Raw genomic sequence first — 17523 nt, forward strand, 5'->3', positions numbered from 1 at the left:
CCGGGGACGCGCGCAGTGACGGGATCAGGACGACAGGTGGCGGAAGGACGGTCCGTCGTGATCGACGGGGTGACCCACCGCTACGGCGAGTCGGTCGCGGTCGAGGGCATCAACCTCGACATCCGGGGCGGCGAGCTGGTCTCGCTGCTCGGCCCCTCGGGCTGCGGGAAGACGACGCTCCTGCGGATCGTCGCCGGCTTCCTGCGCCAGACCGAGGGCCGGGTGATCGTCGGCGATCAGGTGATGGACGACCTGCCGCCGAGCCGGCGGGCGGTCGGCATCGTCTTCCAGAACTACGCCCTGTTCCCGCATCTCAGCGTGGCCGAGAACGTGGCCTACGGGCTCGCCGCCCGCGGCGCTCCGAAGGTCGAGCAGGCGGCGGAGGCCCGGCGCCTGCTCGACCTCGTGCAGCTCGGCGCCATGGCGGAGCGCTACCCGCGCCAGCTCTCGGGCGGCCAGCAGCAGCGCGTGGCGCTCGCCCGGGCGCTCGCCATCCGCCCGGCGGTGCTCCTCCTCGACGAGCCCTTCGCGGCCCTCGACAAGAACCTGCGCCTCGACATGCAGATCGAGGTGAAGCGCCTGCAGCGGGTGGCGGGCGTCACCACCATCCTCGTCACCCACGACCAGGAGGAGGCGCTCTCGCTCTCCGACCGGGTGGCGGTGCTCTCGCAGGGGCGGCTGGAGCAATTCGCGGCGCCGACCACGGTCTACGACGCGCCCGAGACGCTGTTCGTCAACACCTTCGTGGGCTCGGCCAACACCATGCCGGGCGTGCTCCTGGACCAGGACCGCGCCTCCGCCCGCATCGCCCTCGACGCGGGCGGCGAGATCGTCGCCCGCGCCCCGAGCCGGCGCATCGCCAGCGGCGCGCGGGTGGTGGCCTGCCTGCGCCCCGAGCACCTGCGCCTCACCGAGGAGCCGGAGGGCATCGCGGGCGTGGTCGAGATGGCGCTGCCGCTCGGCCCCACCGTGGTGCACGAGGTTCGGGTCGGCGCCGGCAGCCCGCTCAAGATCGCCGAGCCGCGCCTCGGCGGGGCGGCGCTGCGCCCGCCCGGCACCGCGGTGCGCGTCGCCGTCGCCCCTGGTCTCGCCTCCGCCTTCCCGGCCGCCTGATTCACCGACAGAGGATCCTCCGATGCTGCTCGACCGCCGCCGCCTCCTCACCACCGCGCTGTCGCTCGGGGCGATGGAACTCTTCCCCGGCCTGTCCTTCGCGCAGGCCCGCCCCCTGGTCTTCGCGACCTTCACGGGCAGCTGGGAGGAGGCGCACAAGGCCGTGCTGGTGCCGGCCTACCGCAAGGAGACCAACAACGCGCCGATCGTCCTCGACCCGATGCTGTCGGTGGACCAGATCGCCAAGATCTCGGCCGCCAAGGCCAATCCGCCGATCGACGTGATGCTGCACGATCCCGGCCCGGCCCTCACCGCCATCGCGCAGGATCTGGTCGATCCCTACCCGGTCGAGCGCAGCGCCTCGTTCAAGGACCTGATCCCGGACGCGCAGGAGGCCACCGGCCCGGCGGCCTTCTTCCAGATCGTCGGCCTGACCTACAACCCCGAGACGGTGAAGACGCCGCCCACCTCCTGGGCCGATCTGTGGCGGCCCGAATACAAGGGCCGGGTCGGCATCACCAACCTGAACTCGACGCTCGGCACCGGATTCATGGTCGAGATCGCCAAGATGCATGGCGGCTCGGAAGCCAACATCGACCCCGCCTTCAAGGCGATCGAGACCCTCAAGCCCAACCTCTCGGCGGTGGCGGCCAATCCGGGCGCGCTCGCGACCCTGTTCCAGCAGGGCCAGGTCGACATCTCGCCCGGCAACTTCAACGCGATCCAGATCCTCAAGGCCAAGGGCGTGCCGGTGGAGTTCGTGGCCCCCAAGGAGGGCGCCATCGCCTTCAAGACCGCGATCCAGATCGTGAAGAACTCGCCGAACCGCGAACTCGCCTTCAAGCTGATCGAGGCGGCGATCTCCGCGCCGGTGCAGACCAAGCTGATGCAGTCGCCCTACCTGATCGTGCCGACGAACGCCAAGGTGGCGATGACCGGCGAGATCGCCAAGGTGCTGGCGAAGGACACCGACGCGATCCGCAAGACGTTCGTGTTCCAGGACTGGAAGACGATCAACGCGCACCGCCCGGCCTGGATCGAGCGGTTCAACCGCGAGATCAAGCTGTGAGGATGGCCGTGGCGGCGCCGCAGGGCGCGGACCGCATCGCACCCCCTCTCCCGCACGGGAGTGGGGGTCCCCGCACGCGGTGACGACCCGGCATAAGTCTGTACCTCGGCATCAATTTTAGCGTTCTTCGGATCCGCCGGCCCACCCGCGAGAGGGAGATCCCGCGGATGACCGCCCAACCGCCCGTGACATGCATCCCCCCCGCCCGGATCCGCCCATGACGCCCCGCCTGCCCGACGTCACCCGCTACGATCTGCGGCTCGCCTCCCCGCTCGCCCTGTTCTTCGCCGCCTTCTTCGCGGCGCCGCTGGTGGCGCTCCTCGTGCTCTCCCTGCGCGGGCCGGACGGGCAGTTCGGCATCGCGCAATACGCCGCCTTCCTCGGCGACCGCTTCAGCCTCGGCGTGCTCGGCGGCACGCTCTGGCTCGGGCTCAAGGTCACGGCCGTCTGCCTCCTCCTCGGCTACCCGCTCGCCCTGGTGGCGACCCGGGCCGGCGGCTGGGTGCGTGGCGTCATCATCCTCGCGGTGCTCACCCCGCTCCTCACCAGCGTTGTCATCCGCACCTTCGCCTGGATCGTGATCCTCGGCCGGCAGGGGGTGATCAACAGCACCCTCGCGTCGCTCGGGCTCGTCGATTCGCCGCTGCGGATGCTCTATGCCGAGGGCGGTCTGGTGGCAGCCCTCGCGCAGGTGCAGATGCCTCTGATGGTGCTGCCCCTGATGACGGCGCTGGCGCGCATCGATCCCAGCCTGTGGGACGCGTCCGAGGCTCTTGGCGCCGGGCGCTGGCGCACCTTCCGGCGGGTGACGCTGCCCCTCTCGCTGCCCGGCATGATCGCCGGGGCGGTGCTCACCTTCGCGGCGGCGATCTCGGGCTTCATCACCCAGTCGCTGATCGGCGGCGGGCAGATGCTGTTCATGCCCGGCTACATCTACCAGCAGGCCATCGCCCTGCAGAACTGGCCCTTCGCGGCAGCGATGTCGGTGATCTTCCTCGTCGCGGTGCTCGCCGTGATCCTCAGCTTCAACGCGCTGGGCCGCCTCGCCCGCGGCTACGCCCAGACCTGAAGGCCGCTGCCGCCATGTCCAAAGCCACCTCCCGCGCGCCCGGCGCCCTCGACCGCCTGAGCTTCGAGATCCTGCTCGCCCTCCTCGCCGTCGCGGCCCTGGTGCTGCTGCTGGCCCCGACCGTGATCGTGCTGGTGGTCTCCTTCACGGACGGGATGTCCCTGCGCTTCCCGCCCCCCGGCTACTCGCTGCGCTGGTACGGGGAACTCGCCGAGGCGTGGCAGCTCCACTTCGCCCTGAAGAACAGCCTGACGGTGGCGGTTCTGGCGACGCTCGTCTCGGTGGTGCTGGGGGTGCTCGCGGCGCTCGCCGTCGCGCGCTCGCCGCGCCTCGCCGCGCGCCTCCTCGACAGCCTGTTCCTGTCGCCGCTGATCCTGCCGGCCCTGGCCTTCGGCCTCTCCAGCCTGATGTTCTTCTCGGCGCTGGGCTGGCCGGTCTCGGTGACGACCCTCGTCATCGGCCACACCATCGTCTGCGTGCCCTACGTGATGCGCAACACCGTGGCGGCCCTCACGCAGCTCCAGCCGGCGCTGCTCGAAGGCTCGGCGAGCCTCGGCGCCTCGCGCCTCTACACCCTGCGCCGCATCACCCTGCCGCTGATCCGGCCCGGCATCCTCTCGGGCGGCTTCCTCGCCTTCATGGCCTCGTTCGACAACATCCCGGTCTCGCTGTTCCTACGCGACGCCGCCACCGACATGCTGCCGATCCGCATGTGGCAGGATCTGGAGGGCCGGCTCGACGTCACCATCGCGGCGCTCTCCGGCGTCCTCATCGTGGCGACGATCGCGGTCATCGCCCTGATGGAGCGGCTGACCGGACTCTCGAAGCGGCTGGTGTGATGGGCGAGACCCTCGCCGTCCGGACGGTGCCCTCCCTCGCCGAGAAGGCGGCGGCGGACCTGCGGCGGCTGATCCTGCTGAACCTGATCGCCCCCGGCGAGGCGCTGAACGAGCCCGACCTCGTCCAGCGCCTCGGCGTGTCGCGCACGCCGGTGCGCGAGGCGCTCAAGCTGCTCGCGGGCGAGGGGCTGGTGACCCTGCGGCGCAACCGCTCCGCCCTGGTCACCCGCCTCGATCCGGCCGGCCTCGTCCCGCTCTTCGAGCTGGAGGCGGCCCTGGAGAGCTACTGCGCCGGCCTTGCGGCCGAGCGCATGGCCCCCGCCGAGATCGCCCGCCTCGACCGGCTTCAGGCGGCCATGGAGGCGGCGCGCGACGCGCGCGACGCCTATACGCGCCTCAACCGCCAAGCCCACCGGCTGATCGTGGCGGCGGCCCGCTCGCCGGCGGTGGCGGAGGCGCACGAGCGCGCCTTCGTCCGCCTGGAGCGGGCGCGCAACTTCGCCCTCGGCTCCGGCGGCCGGGTCGACGAATCGCTGGCCGAGCACCGGGCCATCCTGGCGGCCCTGCGCGCGCGGGACGCCGAGGGCGCCCGCACGCTGATGGCCCGCCACGTGGCGCGCACGCAGGCGCTCCTCGTCGCCCGCCTCCTCGGCGAGGCCACCGCAGAAGGATCCGACCCATGACGGACGACACCGCGCCGGCCGTGCCGCCGCTCGCCCTCGGCGTGATCCTGCCCTCCTCGAACCGGGTGGTGGAGCGCGCGACCGAGGCGGCGCTGGCCGCGGTCCCGGGCGTGGCGGCGGCCTATGCCCGCGTGCCCTACGACGCCCTGACCCGCCCCGGCCGGGAGGCCTACGACGAAACGGTGTTCCTCGACGCCGCCCACCTCCTCGCCGATGCGGGGGTGGCGGCGATCGGCTGGAACGCGACCCGCGGGGCGGCGCTCGGCTTCGCGCCGGACGAGCGGCTGTGCGAGCGCCTCGCCCGCCGCACCGGCCTGCCCGTGGTGACCACCGCGCTCGCCGCGCGCGACCGCCTACGCGCGGCGGGCCATCGCCGGCTCGGCCTCGTGGTGCAGGGCGGGCCGGAGGAGGCCGCGCTGGTGCGCGGCCGCTTCACCGCCGCCGGCTGCCCGGTCGCGGCGGCGGTCTCCCTCGGCATCACCGAGAACCGGCTCGCCGCCTTCGTGCCCCCCGCCCGCCTCGCCGCGGCGGCTCTCGCCGCCGCGGAGGACGCGGACGCGGTGCTGATCTGGAGCACCAACCTCGCGGGATGGCGCCTGCCATCCGTGATCCGGGACCGCCCGCTCCTCGACGCGACGGTGATCGGCACGCAGGCCCTCCTCGCCGCCGCGGGGCTCGCCGGGCCGGAAACGGCCCCGCTCGCGCCATGATGTGATGGGCAAGGACCGGGCGTGGCAGTGCCCCTGGCCGCAGCGCGCCCGGATACCCCATGACCGAGATCGCCCTCCCCGATCCCCAGCCCTACGACCGTGTCCAGCGCAGCTTCCACTGGGGCATGGCCGCCATCATCATCGTGGCGCTGGTGATCGGCCTCGCCGGCTCGTTCCTCGTGCCCGGCACGCCGCTGCGCCGCGCGCTGCTCGAATGGCACAAGTCGCTCGGGCTCACGGCCCTCGCCCTCGTCGTGCTGCGGATCGCCTACCGGCTCGCCACCCGCAACGCCCCGGCGCACGAGGCGGGTCCGGCCGCCCGGGCGGCGGCCCACGCGGCCCACCTCGCCCTCTACGGGCTGATGCTGGGAATGCCGCTGACGGGCTACCTCTATTCCGGCGCGGGCGGCTATTCCCTGCCCTGGTTCGGGCTGTTCCAGTGGCCGCGCCTCGTTCCGCTCGACGAAGCGCTCTCCGCCCTCGGCGCCTCCCTGCACGCCTTCGGCGCCGATGCCCTCTACGCCGTGCTCGGCCTGCACCTGCTCGCGGTGATCTGGCATCAGTTCGTCAGGCGGGACCGGGTGCTCGCCCGGATGTGGCCGCGACGCTGAGACCGCACCCGCTCAGCCCGGCGGCGGCGCGACGGCCCCGGTCGCGGCGTAATGCTCCCGGTACCATCGCACGAAAGCCGGGATGCCGGCCGTGACGGGCGTGGCCGGCACGTAGCCGATGAGGTCGCGGAGGAGCCGCGTCTCGGCCTCCGTGCGCGCCACGTCCCCCGGCGGCAGGTCCCGCAGGAGGCGCGTGGCCCGGGTGCCGAGCGCATCCTCCAGCACGTCGAGCATGGCCCCGACCGTCACCGGCGCGCCGCCGCCGATATTCACGACCCGGAACGGCGCGACCGGGCTCAGCGTGTCGGCCTCCGAGACCGGGCTGCTTCCCGGCGGCGCCGCGATCAGCCGAACGATGCTCTCGACGAGGTCGTCGATGTAGGTGAAGTCGCGGACCGCGCGACCGTGGTCGAACACCTCGACCGGCTCGCCCGCCAGGATCCGCTTCGTGAACAGGAACAGCGCCATGTCCGGCCGGCCCCAGGGGCCGTAGACCGTGAAGAACCGGAACGCCGTGGTCGGGATCCGCCAGAGATGGGCGTAGGAATGCGCCATCGCCTCGCAGGCGATCTTCGAGGCGGCGTAGATGGTGAGCGGCGTCGCCACCGTGTCGGTCTCGCGGAAGGGCGTGCGCGGGTTCCCGCCATAGACCGAGGAGGTCGAGGCGAGCAGGGCGTGCCGCACCGGGTGCTGGCGCAGGCCCTCCAGCACCTGGAAGGTGCCGACCATGTTGGAGGCCACGTAGCTCTCGGGGTGCTCCAGGCTGTAGCGCACGCCCGCCTGGGCCGCGAGGTGGAGGACGATGTCGGGCTTCGCCTCGCCCATCAGGGACGCGAAGGCCCCCGGCTCCTCCAGCATGAAGGTGTGGTTGACGAAGCCGGGCCCGGCGAGTTCCGCCAGCCGCGCGTGCTTCAACGCCACGTCGTAGTAATCGGTCATCCCGTCGACGCCGACCACGCTGTGGCCCGCGGCGAGCAGGCGCCGGGCGAGATGGAAGCCGATGAACCCGGCGGTCCCGGTCACGAGGCAGCGCATCTCACGCCTCCCCGCGGCGGACCGTGATCGACCGGATGGCGCACCGCCGGCTCTCCGTCCGGATGTCACCCGCGCAGCGATGCGGCAACGCACACACTCCTTCTCGCGCAACCCTGGGGCGCTCGATGAACCCTAGGCGCGCCCGCGGCCCGGCGCAAACCGCGCGGGCGCGCGATCCGGTCACGGGCTTGCGATCGCGGTGACCCGATCCTTGACGCGGAGCCCCCGGCCCCGGGGCTGCCCTTCAGCCCCGCGCAAGCCTGCCGCCGTATCCCGGCGGCGTCGAGGCCGGTACGGGAGCGGGGATCGTGGGTGTTGCTATCGGCTTGATCATCGTGCTCGGCTCGATGATCGGCGGCTACATGGCCCAGGGCGGGCACCTCGCGGTGATCTGGCAGCCGTGGGAATTCCTGATCATCGGCGGCATGGCGATCGGCACCTTCGTGGTCGCCAACCCGATGAAGACGGTGGTCGATTCCGGCAAGGGCATGCTCGAGGCCATCACCGACAAGGTGCCCAAGCGCAAGGACTACCTCTCGCTGCTCGGCCTCCTCCACGCCCTGATGCGCGAGCTCAAGACCAAGCCCCGCAACGAGGTCGAGCCGCATCTCGACGACCCGGCCAATTCCGAGATCTTCAAGGCCTATCCGGACATCCAGAAGAACCTCGAACTCGTGATGTTCATCTGCGACTACGTCCGCCTGATCCTGATCGGCAACGCCCGCTCGCACGAGATCGAGGCGCTGATGGACGAGGAGATCGGCACCCACAAGCGCGACGCGCTGAAGCCCTACCAGGCGGTCACCACCGTCGCCGAGGCGCTGCCGGCGCTCGGCATCGTCGCGGCGGTGCTCGGCATCGTGCACGCCATGGGCGCCCTCGACCAGCCGCCGCAGGTGCTCGGCCACCTCATCGGCGCGGCGCTGGTCGGCACGCTCGGCGGCGTGTTCCTCTCCTACGGCGTCCTCGCGCCGCTCGCCAACAAGGTGAAGACCACCCGCGACAAGCAGACGAGGGTCTACGTCATCGTGAAGCAGAGCCTGATCGCCTACATGAACGGCGCCCTGCCCCAGATCGCCGTCGAGCACGGCCGCAAGGGCATCTCGCTCGCCGACCGCCCGACCATCGACGAGGTCGAGACCGCCACCGTGGGCGGCGGCCAGCAGCGCGAGGCGGCCTGACCATGACCGACGTCCGCGACCGCCTCCTCGACGCTTCGGGCCTGTCCCTCGACAGGCTCCCGATGCTCAACGTCATCTTCGACCGCCTGGCCACGGCCTGCGCCGACAACCTCAAGCACCTCGCCGTCTCGCCGATCTTCTACTCGATGATGAGCGTCGAGAGCGGCATGTTCGGCGAGATGCTCGAACCCTACGAGGCGAACGCCGTCGCGGGCATCTTCTACTCGCCGCAATGGGACAGCCACATCCTGGTCGGCCTCGACCGCGACTTCGTGTTCACGATGGTCGAGGTGCTGCTCGGGGCGGACGGCTCGGAGCCGCCGGTGGAGGATGCGCGCAACTTCTCCAGCATCGAGCTGCGCATCGCCCAGATCACCCTGGAGCAGATCGGCAAGGCGATCGAATCCGCCTTCTCGCTGGTCTCGGTGACCACGCTGAAGCTGGAGCGGACCGAGACCCGCATGGATTTCGCGATCATCGGCCGCCGCTCGAACAAGGCGGTGGCGGCGAAGTTCCTGCTCCAGGCCATCAACCGCGGCGGCGAGATGTTCCTGATCCTGCCGCAGGCGGTGCTCAACCCGATGCGCCAGAGCCTCTCCAAGGTGCTCACGGGCGAATCCACCAGCCGCGACCCGCGCTGGGAGAAGCAGATCTCGACCGAGCTCAAGAAGACCGAGGTCACGCTGCGCGCCGTGCTGGAGGAGCGCACCCTGACGCTCGGCGAGATCGCCGACCTCAAGGTCGGACAGGTGCTCGCCCTCGACGCCACGCCGAAGACGCGCGTGAAGCTCGAGGGCAAGGACGAGGCGCTGTTCTGGTGCCAGGTGGGACAGGCCAACGGCTCCTACGTGCTGCGGATCGACGAAGAGATCGACCAGGAAAAGGAATTCATGGATGGCGTCCTCGCTCGTTGACGGCGTCCTGCTCGCCGCCCTGGTGCTCACCTGCGCCTGCGTCCTGCCGATGTATCTCAAGCTCAAGCGCCTCGACCGCGTGCAGGCCGAATACGGCCGCGCCTTCGCCCAGACGAGCCAGGCCCTGACAACGGCCGGCGAGGCGGTGCGCGGCTTCAGCCACGAGGGCCGCGAGATCCTCGAAGCCCTCTCGGCCAAGATCGAGGAGGCCCGCGCCACGCTGGCCGAACTCGAAGCCGCCGGCCGCCGGCCCGGTGCCTGAGCTTCCCCGACACTCCGCCCTGACACTCCGCCTTTGCCCGACGAGACGTGCCGATGAGCAGAAACCCCTTCGACGACGCGCCGGACATGTCGGCGAGCCACGCCGACGCCCTGTTCGCCGCGGTGAACCCGGCCCCGACGCAGGCCGAGCAGACGATCGGCACGGGCCGCAACCTCGACGCGGTGCTGCGCATCCCGGTGCTGATCCAGGTGGTGCTGGGCTCGGCCACGATGCCGGTCGCCAACCTGATGAAGCTCGGCCGCGGCGCCATCGTCCCGCTCGACCACCGGGTCGGCGAGCCCGTCGACGTGATGGTCAACGGCCGCGTGATCGCGCGGGGCGAGGTCGTGGTGGTGGAGGAGGACAATTCCCGGTTCGGCGTCTCGCTCACCGAGATCGTCGGGCCCTCGACCTCCGACCACGCGGCGTGACCTGAGAGGGCGGGATGACGGCGGCACCCCTGGCGGTTCGCGGCGTACAACAACGGCCTCTGAAGCCGGTCGACGAGGTCGCGACGCTGCTGCTTGCCATGGGCAAGCCGGCAGCGGGCCGCCTGCTCAAGTACTTCGACGAGGACGAGATCAAGCTCATCACCCGGGCCGCGGTGAAGCTCGGCCCGGTGAGCCCCGAGACGATCGACGGCCTCGTGGACGCCTTCGTGGCGGAGTTCTCGCAGGGCGCGAACCTGCTCGGCACCGTGACCGAGGTCGAGAAGCTCCTCACCGGCCTGCTCCCGCCCGATCAGATCGCCGACATCCTCGCGGAGGTGCGCGGCACCAGCACCAAGATGTCGGTCTGGGAGCGGGCCTCGGGCGTGTCCGAGACCGTGCTGGCGAGCTACCTCGTCAAGGAACACCCGCAGACCGCGGCGCTGATCCTGTCGAAGATCAAGCCCGCCGCCGCCGCCAAGGTGATGAGCCACCTGCCGCAGCCGCTGCGCAACAGCCTGATGCGGCGCATGCTGGCCTTCAAGCCGATCGTCGCCGACACCCTGCGCACCATCGAGAAGATCATCAACGACGACCTGATGGTGAACTTCACCCGCAACGCCGGGGCCGACACGCACGCCAAGATCGCGGACATCATCAACAAGATGGAGCGCGAGCACATGGACGACGTGCTGACGAACCTGTCGGAATCGCGGCCAAAATCCGCCGAGATCCTCAAGGGCCTGCTGTTCACCTTCGAGGACATCGTCAAGCTGTCGCCGCGCGCGCGCACGGCCCTGTTCGACGCGGTGCCGAACGACAGGCTGGTGCTCGCCCTCAAGGGCACGCCGACGGAGTTCCGCGACACGGTGCTCGGTGCGCTCTCGGCCCGCGTGCGCCGCATGATCGAGAACGAGCTCAACAGCGGCGATCCCGCCCAGGCGCGCGACGTGCTGGAGGCCCGCCGCACCATCACCGACCTCGCCCTCGACATGGCCGGTCGCGGCGAGATCGAGATCAACCCGGAGAGCGAGGATGACGCGCTCATCCGCTGACGGCGCCCGCCGTCCCCCGCCGGGCGCGGCCGTCCCGCGCGCCCCCACCCCCACCCGCCCTGCCGGATCGTGACGCCGCATGGCCGAGGACGTCGACCAGGACAGCAAAACCGAGAGCCCGACCGAGCGGCGCGTTCGGGAGGCGATCGAGAAGGGCGACGTCCCGGTCGCGCGCGAGGCCTCGGTCCTCGCCGCGGTGATCGGGCTCCTCATCGTCCTGACCCTGATCGTGCGCGGGCAGGCGGCAACGCTCGCCCGGGATCTCGTCCCGCTCTTCGATCAGCCGCGCGGCTTCACCCTCCAGACCGGTCGCGACGCGACCATGCTGCTGGAGGGGGTGGCGATGATCATGGGGCGCTTCCTGCTGCCGATCGTGGCGGTGCTGGCGGTCTGCGGGCTCGCCGCCTCGGTGTTCCAGAACCTGCCCCGCTTCGTCGGCGATCGCATCCAGCCGAAATGGTCGCGGGTCTCGCCGGCCGCGGGCTGGAGCCGGATCTTCGGCCGGACCGGTCAGGTCGAGTTCCTGAAATCGCTCTTTAAGTTCCTCACGATCAGTGTGGTCTCCCTGCTGCTGCTGCGCTCCGAGCGGCACAAAGTCGTGAACGCCATGTCCGTCGATCCAAGCCAGGTTCCGGAACTGATCCTGACCATGGCGATCCGCCTGGTCTCGGCGGTCAGCATCGCCACGATCGTTCTGGTCGCCGCCGATCTGATCTGGGCGCGGCTGCGCTGGCAGCGCTCGCTGCGGATGTCCAAGCAGGAGATCAAGGACGAGCACAAGCAGATCGAGGGCGATCCCCTGGTCAAGGCCCGCATGCGCTCGATGGCGCAGGACCGCACCCGCAAGCGCATGCTCGCCGCGGTGCCGCGCGCCACCGTGGTGATCGCCAACCCGACCCACTTCGCCGTGGCCCTGCGCTACGAGCGCGACGAGAGTCCCGCCCCGCTGGTGGTCGCCAAGGGCCAGGACCTCATCGCCCTCAAGATCCGCGAGATCGCCGAGAGCAACGGGATCCCCGTCATCGAAGACAAGCCTCTCGCAAGATCGCTGTATGACAGTGTCGAAGTCGATCAGATGATCCCTGCGGAATTCTATCGCGCTGTGGCTCAGATCCTGTTCTATTTGTTCGCGAGGTCGCGATGATGACCCACGCCCCAGAGACGCCGCCCGGCATGCGGGCCGCGATCGAGCATCTCGAAGCGGCCGAGTGCATCTTCGCCCGCGAGATCCGCGACTTCATCGCCGAATTCTGCCTGCTCGACGGCAGCGTGCTGATCGGCTGGGTGCGCGACGATCGCCACGGCAACATCGCCGACCTCGTCGCCTCCTCGGCCGAGCCCTTCTACAAGGAAGCGACCCTGATCTACGGGGACGCGGCCGATGTCAGCTTCTCCTGGGGGCGCTCGCCCACCGTGGTGCTCGACATGGAGTTCGGCGCGGAGGCCCTCACGGTCTTCTTCAAGCTCGTCCTCGACGGAACCTACGTGGGTGTCGCCATCGACCGCATCCTCCCCGGATCCGATCCCGACCTCGACCTCGACCGCTTCGCGCATACCCTGTCGCGCGCCCGGGTCGGCCGGGCCTGACGGCCCGGCGCGGGACCGCCGGAGCGCCCCCTGTGGCAGCGCTGCCCCGGGTGTTGCACCGATGCCATTGACCGAATCGACGCCCGGCGACATCATCCTTACCAAGAGGTTGCGGTCTCCAACGAGCAACACGATCCCCCGCCAGCGCCGTCTTCACCACTGCCCGCGACCCCTCGGGCGGCCTTCGGTGCGGCATGACCGAGGCGGATCGGACAAGGTGAGCGACCGCGAAGACGACAGTTCGGGGTCCACGATCCATGTACATCTTCGTCGATGACCGGCCGACGGTGACCAGCGGTTACGCGGCTGGCTTCGAGCGCGAGGGCGTCTCCTCCCTCGGTCTGGTGGGAGACGAGTTCCGGAGCTGGTTCAGCGCCGCCTCGGCGGGCGACATCGACGCCGTCCAGGGCTTCCTGCTCGGGGATTTCGAGGACCGGCTCGCCTGCGCGGGCCTGATCCGGCGGCAATCGCGGGCGCCGATCATCGCGCTCAGCGATGTCCGCTCCCTGGAGACGACGCTCCAGCTCTTCACCGCCGGGATCGACGACGTGCTGGGCAAGCCCGTCCACGTCCGCGAGATCCTGGCCCGGTCGGAGGCGATCTGGCGCCGGGTGAACGGCGAGGTCGCCCCGCCGGAGGGTCAGGCTGAGCGTCTGAAGGTCCATTTCGACGGGCGCGACCCCGAGATCGACGGCGAGGTCATGTCCCTCCCCCGGCGCGAGCGGCACATCCTCGAATATCTGGTGCGCAACCGCGGCCGGCGCCTGACCAAGGCGCAGATCTTCAACGCCATCTACGGCGTCTACAGCAACGAGGTCGAGGAGAGCGTGGTCGAAGGCCACGTGAGCAAGCTGCGCAAGAAGCTGCGCGAGCGGCTCGGCTACGATCCGATCGAGGCCAAGCGCTACATCGGCTACACCTTCGTGGGCTGATCGCCGCCCGAAGCGACTCGAGGCCGGCGGGATCCGTCGGCCCGCCGACGGATCGCCCTCACTGGCAGAAGGCCTTGGCTCCGGGCGTCCACGTCCCGAACCCGGTCGCCACCATGTTGGTGATCACCCGGCAGACATACTGCTTCTGGGCCGGGTTGTTGTTCGGCCCCGCGTGATAGCGCGCCACCGCCAGCGTCCAGGTGCCCTCGCGCGCCTTCAGCTCCTTGAGGAACTGCGTCGCGTATTCGACATTCGCCTTCGGATCGAGCATCGCCTCCACGGAGCCGAACTTGGCGCCGTGGAAGTGGTGGTTGATCTGCATGCAGCCGAGATCGATCAGCCGCACGCCCGAGCGCTTGGCCTCCTCGAACTTGGCGCGCACATCCGCGGCGCTGGTGCCGAAATAGGCCTTGCCCTGGATGTTCATGGCGTAGGGTTGCAGCGAGCCGCGCTTGCCGCTCTCCGTGAGCCCGACCGCGTAGAGCATGCCGAGCGGCACGCCGTGCCGCGCGGCGGCCTGCGCCATCTCCCGCTCGCAGATGTTCGAGGCGACCGGCGGCCGCGTGGCCGGCGGGCCGGCATTCGCCAGGGCCGCCGCCGGGCCGGCGACCAGCAGCAGGCCGGCCGGGATCAGCCGGCGCCTCAGCCGGCGGTACGGCGCGGGCTTCTCGGAGAATACCGCACGACCCATGTCCGACACCCGCTCAGAGATAGACGCCGCTGCGGCCGGAGCCGGAGGTCGAAGCCGTGTCATCGTGTCGATCCCCTCGCGACGCGGTGCGCTGGTCCGCTCCCGGTTCGGATTGGCGGCGGCCCGGCTGATCGGGCGTGGCCCCCCCCTGCGCCTGTCCGCCGCCCGGCGCGCTGAACCCGCCGCCCGCCGATTGGCCGAAGGGTGAGCCGCCGGAGCGCCCCGCATCGGCATTGCCTGCCTGGATGGTGATGATGTCCGGCTTGTAGCCGGCGTTGCGCAGCAGGTCCGACAGCATCCCGGCATCCTTGCGCAGGAGCTCCGCCGTTTCCGCCTGGCTGGTCTTGAGGTTCATCTCGAGTTCCTCCCCGCGCAGGCGCATGACGACCTGCACGGAACCGAGATCGGCCGGCTTGAGCTGAAGCGTCAGGATGCGCAGCGGGCCCTGCGCCGGGGCCGAGGCCGGTTGGGCCGCCTGGCTGGCGATGGCCTGCGCGAGATGCGGCAGCGTCGCCCCCGGCAGGGCGGAGGGCCGGGACGTCCCGGCCGTCGGCAGGGCCGGCGCGCCGAGCGGCAGATCCGGCGTCGTGGGCGCGGCTCCCGCATCGAGCGCCGCGCCGAAGGAGGCCGGCTGACCGGCCGTCCGGTCGCGTCCCGCGCCGTCCGGCTGGGCGGAATCCCGGCCGGCCTCGGGCTGCGGCCCCGGCGCCACGGGCCCGACCGGCCGGGCCTGCTCGGCAAGACCCGGGGCGGGCTCGGCGCGCAACGGCTCCGGACGCGCCATGCGCGGCTCCGCCGCCGGAACGGTGGCGCGCGCGGCGGTCCGCGTGGCCGGCACGGCCGCGTTCAGCGCGGCGCTCTGGGTCGCGGCGGCCTCCGGCACCGCGACCGGGGCGCTCACCGGGGGCTGGCCGCCCGCGGCTGGCGGCAGGTGGCCCGGACGGCCCGGATCGGTGTCGCGCCCGGCCCGGGCTCCGCGGGCGGGACCGCCGCGATCCGGATCGCGGGGATCCGGCGCCTGCGCCGCCATCCCGAGCCCCGGCGCCTCGCCGGGCTTGGCATCCGCTCGCGCGGCTCCCGCGGGGATGGCTGCGGCCGGACGTCCCGCAGGAGCGGCAGCGTCATCGGATGCGACGGACGGCATCGTCGCGGCCCCGGCAACCGGGACAGCGGCATCCATCGGAATCCCGTCCGGGACGGGACCGCCGGGGACCGCCTGGGGCGCCACGCGCCCGGCGGCCGTGGGCGACGCCGGCGCCGGCGCCGGACCGGCGAGCCCCGCGGTGGCGGCCGGTGCGCCGAGGGGCGCGCTCACCCGGTCGAGCGGCGAGGCTTTGGCCGGGACCGGGGTGGATGCCGGGGCGACCGGCACGCGGGCCGCCGGCGGCGTGGCGGCCGGGGCCTCGCCCATCGCTGCGGATGCCGGCTGGACGGGAACGGCGGCGCCATCCGGGCCGGGCAGCACCGGCGGCCGCACGGGATCGAAATGCGTCTCCTGCGCCACCACCACGGCGCGGAAGGCCGGGGTCGCGGGCAGCTCCGCCGGTCCGAAGCCGGACAGGGGGGACGGCCTCGGATCGGACGGCAGGGCCGGGGCGGCCGGCTCCGAGGCCGGCCCGGGGGCGGCGATCAGCTGCTGCAGCACCGCCGGGGCGGTGCCGGCACCGGAGGCGGGGAGGATGGCCGCCGCGTCGTCGTCCGGGGTGGCGGGAGCCGGCGCGTCGGGCTGGGTGCGCGCCGCCGTGAGCGCGGCGGCGAAGCGCAGCACCGCCGTCTCCGACAGGCCGCCCGCCCGTGCGGCCGGAGCCTCCGGGGCGACCGGCAGCATCTCGTCGCCGATCGCGCCGGGTTCGGCCGTGTCCTCCGCCGCGGGGGCGGGGCGCGCCGGAAGGTCCCGCCGCTCGTCGAGGGCGTTGAGGACGGCGCCGAAGGCGCCCGGCCCGGCCGCGGCGTCGCCCTCGGGCTCGGACGGCGCCCGGCCCGGCGCCGCGTCGACGACGCGCCGGATGGCGGTGAGGATGCTGTCGAGGGAATTCATCGGAGCGTCCGCTGCATCAGTTCGTCGATCTGTCCGATCACCTGCTGGGCCCGGGCGATGGCCGGAGTCGGCGGCATCGGCCGCTTGGCATCCGCCGTCTGCTCCGGCTGGGCCGCCGGGGCGGGCGGCGGCTCGCTCCGGATGATCACCGCGGTGGTGAGCGCCGCGTCGAGGAGCGTCGCGTCGGCGGCCGGCAGGGCCGCGCGGTCGAGGCCGCGCAGCACCGCCAGGGCGCCGTCGTAGCTCTCCGGCGCGACGATGGCGGCGGCGGCCCGGTAGAGGCGCGCCTGCGCGGCCTCGACCGTGCCGGGCGCCGTCAGCGGGGCGGCTTGGCTCGCCGCGAAGATCGCGGTGGCCGTCTTGCCCTGCTCGATCGCCGCGCGCGCCACCATCAGGTAGAGTTCGCGCCGTCCGTCCGGCTCGATCTCCGCCAGCATCGTGCCGAGGCGCGCGATCCGGCGCTGGTCGTCGCCGTAATCGAGCCGGGTCAGGGCGGCGGCGAAGCGCTGCCGGAAGTTCCCCGCATAGACCGAGCGCCGGTAGCGGCGCAGATACTGGACCGACAGCGCCTCGAAGCGGGTCACGTCGCCGCTCTGGGCGAGGATGAAGACCTCGCGGCGCAGCGCGCCCTCCTCGACCAGCGTCCCCGGGGCGAGGAGCCGCGCGACGTCGAGGAACTTCAGCGACTGGGCGGGGTCGTCGCGCACCACCAGCGCCGCCTGCACCAGCGCGAGCTGGCCGCCGAGGCTCAGCGGCAGGCCCTGCGCGTCGATCTTCATGAGAAGCCGGCGGGCCTCCTTCTCGCGCCCCTCCAGATAGGCGAGCGAGCCCTGGAGCAGGGATGCCTCCGCATCCGGCATGGTCCCGGCCTCGATCACCCGGCGCAGCACCCCCGGGCCGCCGCCCGCGAGCGCGAAGGCCACGGCGGCGCGCAGGTTGGCCGTCTGAGCCCAGGTCTCCGGTTCGAGGCCGATCAGCCGTCCCTCGATATGCGCGATCAGCGGACGCTGGGCGAGGTGCGCCTGCGTGTCGCCGCGCGCGATCCGGTCCTGAAGGAGCTGCAGCGTGCGCTGGAGCTGCACCGGCAGGCCGCGCGGCTCCACCGGCAGCGGCTCGATCTTGGCCGCGGGCGCCCCCCCGTGTCCGCCGCCGCCACCCTGCTCGCCGCCACCGCCATGGCCGCCTGCGCCCCCCTGGCCGCCATGGTCTCCCCCGCCGTGATCGGCGGCGAGGGCCGGCCCGGCCAGGGACAGGGCGAGGGCGCAGAGGGCTGCGGCGCGCGCGAGGCGCCGCGCCCGCATCCGCG

19 protein-coding genes are annotated in these 17523 nt (G+C 72.1%); 15 read left to right on the forward strand and 4 right to left on the reverse strand.

The annotated features are described in order from the left end of the window. The first annotated feature begins 36 nt into the window (after positions 1–36). From ACE101_RS15290 to ACE101_RS15320, 7 genes are all read left to right on the forward strand, one after another. Entirely contained in the window at positions 37–1113 is a 1077-nt protein-coding gene (locus tag ACE101_RS15290) for an ABC transporter ATP-binding protein (RefSeq protein ID WP_379130922.1), read from the forward strand. A 22-nt stretch (positions 1114–1135) separates the two neighbouring features. After that, positions 1136–2182 carry an ABC transporter substrate-binding protein gene (locus ACE101_RS15295; RefSeq protein ID WP_379130924.1) on the forward strand — a complete coding sequence of 349 codons (1047 nt, stop codon included), beginning with the start codon at positions 1136–1138 and terminating at the stop codon, positions 2180–2182. Positions 2183–2399: 217 nt separating this feature from the next. Beyond that, positions 2400–3251 carry an ABC transporter permease gene (locus tag ACE101_RS15300; protein WP_379130927.1) on the forward strand — a complete coding sequence of 284 codons (852 nt, stop codon included), beginning with the start codon at positions 2400–2402 and terminating at the stop codon, positions 3249–3251. A gap of 14 nt (positions 3252–3265) precedes the next feature. Further along, positions 3266–4090: an ABC transporter permease gene (locus tag ACE101_RS15305; protein WP_379130929.1), complete on the forward strand. Its 825-nt coding sequence runs from the start codon at positions 3266–3268 to the stop codon at positions 4088–4090. Further along, positions 4090–4773: a GntR family transcriptional regulator gene (locus ACE101_RS15310; RefSeq protein WP_379130931.1), complete on the forward strand. Its 684-nt coding sequence runs from the start codon at positions 4090–4092 to the stop codon at positions 4771–4773. The genes ACE101_RS15305 and ACE101_RS15310 overlap by 1 nt, the downstream gene beginning before the upstream one ends. Then, the gene (locus ACE101_RS15315; protein ID WP_379130934.1) at positions 4770–5483 is read left to right on the forward strand and encodes an aspartate racemase/maleate isomerase family protein; all 714 of its coding nucleotides are present in this window, start codon (positions 4770–4772) and stop codon (positions 5481–5483) included. Before ACE101_RS15310 ends, ACE101_RS15315 begins: the two co-directional genes overlap by 4 nt. 59 nt (positions 5484–5542) lie before the next feature. Further along, positions 5543–6094, forward strand: a complete 552-nt coding sequence (locus ACE101_RS15320) for a cytochrome b (protein ID WP_379130937.1) — start codon at positions 5543–5545, stop codon at positions 6092–6094. Between the two features lie 12 nt (positions 6095–6106). Here the strand turns inward: ACE101_RS15320 and ACE101_RS15325 are convergent, their stop codons facing one another. Continuing rightward, on the reverse strand, positions 6107–7129 hold the full coding sequence (locus ACE101_RS15325) for an NAD-dependent epimerase/dehydratase family protein (RefSeq protein WP_379130940.1): 1023 nt from the start codon (positions 7127–7129) through the stop codon (positions 6107–6109). 308 nt (positions 7130–7437) lie between these two features. On the opposite strand from ACE101_RS15325, the gene motA reads away from it, so the two are divergent. The 8 genes from motA to ACE101_RS15365 all read left to right on the forward strand — a co-directional run bounded on the left by motA (position 7438) and on the right by ACE101_RS15365 (position 13488). Next, on the forward strand, positions 7438–8310 hold the full coding sequence (motA, locus tag ACE101_RS15330) for a flagellar motor stator protein MotA (RefSeq protein WP_379130942.1): 873 nt from the start codon (positions 7438–7440) through the stop codon (positions 8308–8310). Positions 8311–8312: 2 nt separating this feature from the next. Further along, positions 8313–9224 carry a flagellar motor switch protein FliM gene (locus tag ACE101_RS15335; protein ID WP_379130945.1) on the forward strand — a complete coding sequence of 304 codons (912 nt, stop codon included), beginning with the start codon at positions 8313–8315 and terminating at the stop codon, positions 9222–9224. Next, positions 9205–9486 (forward strand): hypothetical protein, encoded by a 282-nt coding sequence (locus ACE101_RS15340; RefSeq protein ID WP_379130948.1) that lies wholly within the window; start codon positions 9205–9207, stop codon positions 9484–9486. The genes ACE101_RS15335 and ACE101_RS15340 overlap by 20 nt, the downstream gene beginning before the upstream one ends. A gap of 86 nt (positions 9487–9572) precedes the next feature. Further along, complete coding sequence (gene fliN, locus ACE101_RS15345; protein WP_379138706.1) at positions 9573–9917, forward strand: flagellar motor switch protein FliN; 345 nt, start codon at positions 9573–9575, stop codon at positions 9915–9917. Positions 9918–9931: 14 nt separating this feature from the next. After that, positions 9932–10969, forward strand: coding sequence for a flagellar motor switch protein FliG (locus ACE101_RS15350; RefSeq protein ID WP_379130951.1), 1038 nt, complete (start codon positions 9932–9934; stop codon positions 10967–10969). Positions 10970–11048: 79 nt separating this feature from the next. Next, on the forward strand, positions 11049–12113 hold the full coding sequence (gene flhB, locus ACE101_RS15355; protein WP_379130953.1) for a flagellar biosynthesis protein FlhB: 1065 nt from the start codon (positions 11049–11051) through the stop codon (positions 12111–12113). Then, the gene (locus ACE101_RS15360; protein WP_379130955.1) at positions 12113–12556 is read left to right on the forward strand and encodes a BspJ family T4SS effector nucleomodulin; all 444 of its coding nucleotides are present in this window, start codon (positions 12113–12115) and stop codon (positions 12554–12556) included. Before flhB ends, ACE101_RS15360 begins: the two co-directional genes overlap by 1 nt. Before the next feature lie 257 nt (positions 12557–12813). Further along, the gene (locus ACE101_RS15365; protein WP_379130957.1) at positions 12814–13488 is read left to right on the forward strand and encodes a response regulator transcription factor; all 675 of its coding nucleotides are present in this window, start codon (positions 12814–12816) and stop codon (positions 13486–13488) included. A 58-nt stretch (positions 13489–13546) separates the two neighbouring features. Here ACE101_RS15365 and ACE101_RS15370 read toward each other — a convergent pair whose 3' ends face one another. Genes ACE101_RS15370 through ACE101_RS15380 form a run of 3 tightly spaced genes read right to left on the reverse strand, consistent with a single transcriptional unit; the run spans position 13547 to position 17518 of the window. Beyond that, positions 13547–14179, reverse strand: a complete 633-nt coding sequence (locus ACE101_RS15370) for a transglycosylase SLT domain-containing protein (protein ID WP_379130960.1) — start codon at positions 14177–14179, stop codon at positions 13547–13549. Positions 14180–14192: 13 nt separating this feature from the next. Continuing rightward, complete coding sequence (fliK, locus tag ACE101_RS15375; RefSeq protein ID WP_379130962.1) at positions 14193–16217, reverse strand: flagellar hook-length control protein FliK; 2025 nt, start codon at positions 16215–16217, stop codon at positions 14193–14195. Beyond that, the gene (locus ACE101_RS15380; RefSeq protein ID WP_379130965.1) at positions 16214–17518 is read right to left on the reverse strand and encodes a MotC family chemotaxis protein; all 1305 of its coding nucleotides are present in this window, start codon (positions 17516–17518) and stop codon (positions 16214–16216) included. Before ACE101_RS15380 ends, fliK begins: the two co-directional genes overlap by 4 nt. Positions 17519–17523 lie beyond the last annotated feature (5 nt).

The organism is Methylobacterium carpenticola (assembly GCF_042748905.1).
GTDB lineage: Bacteria > Pseudomonadota > Alphaproteobacteria > Rhizobiales > Beijerinckiaceae > Methylobacterium > Methylobacterium carpenticola.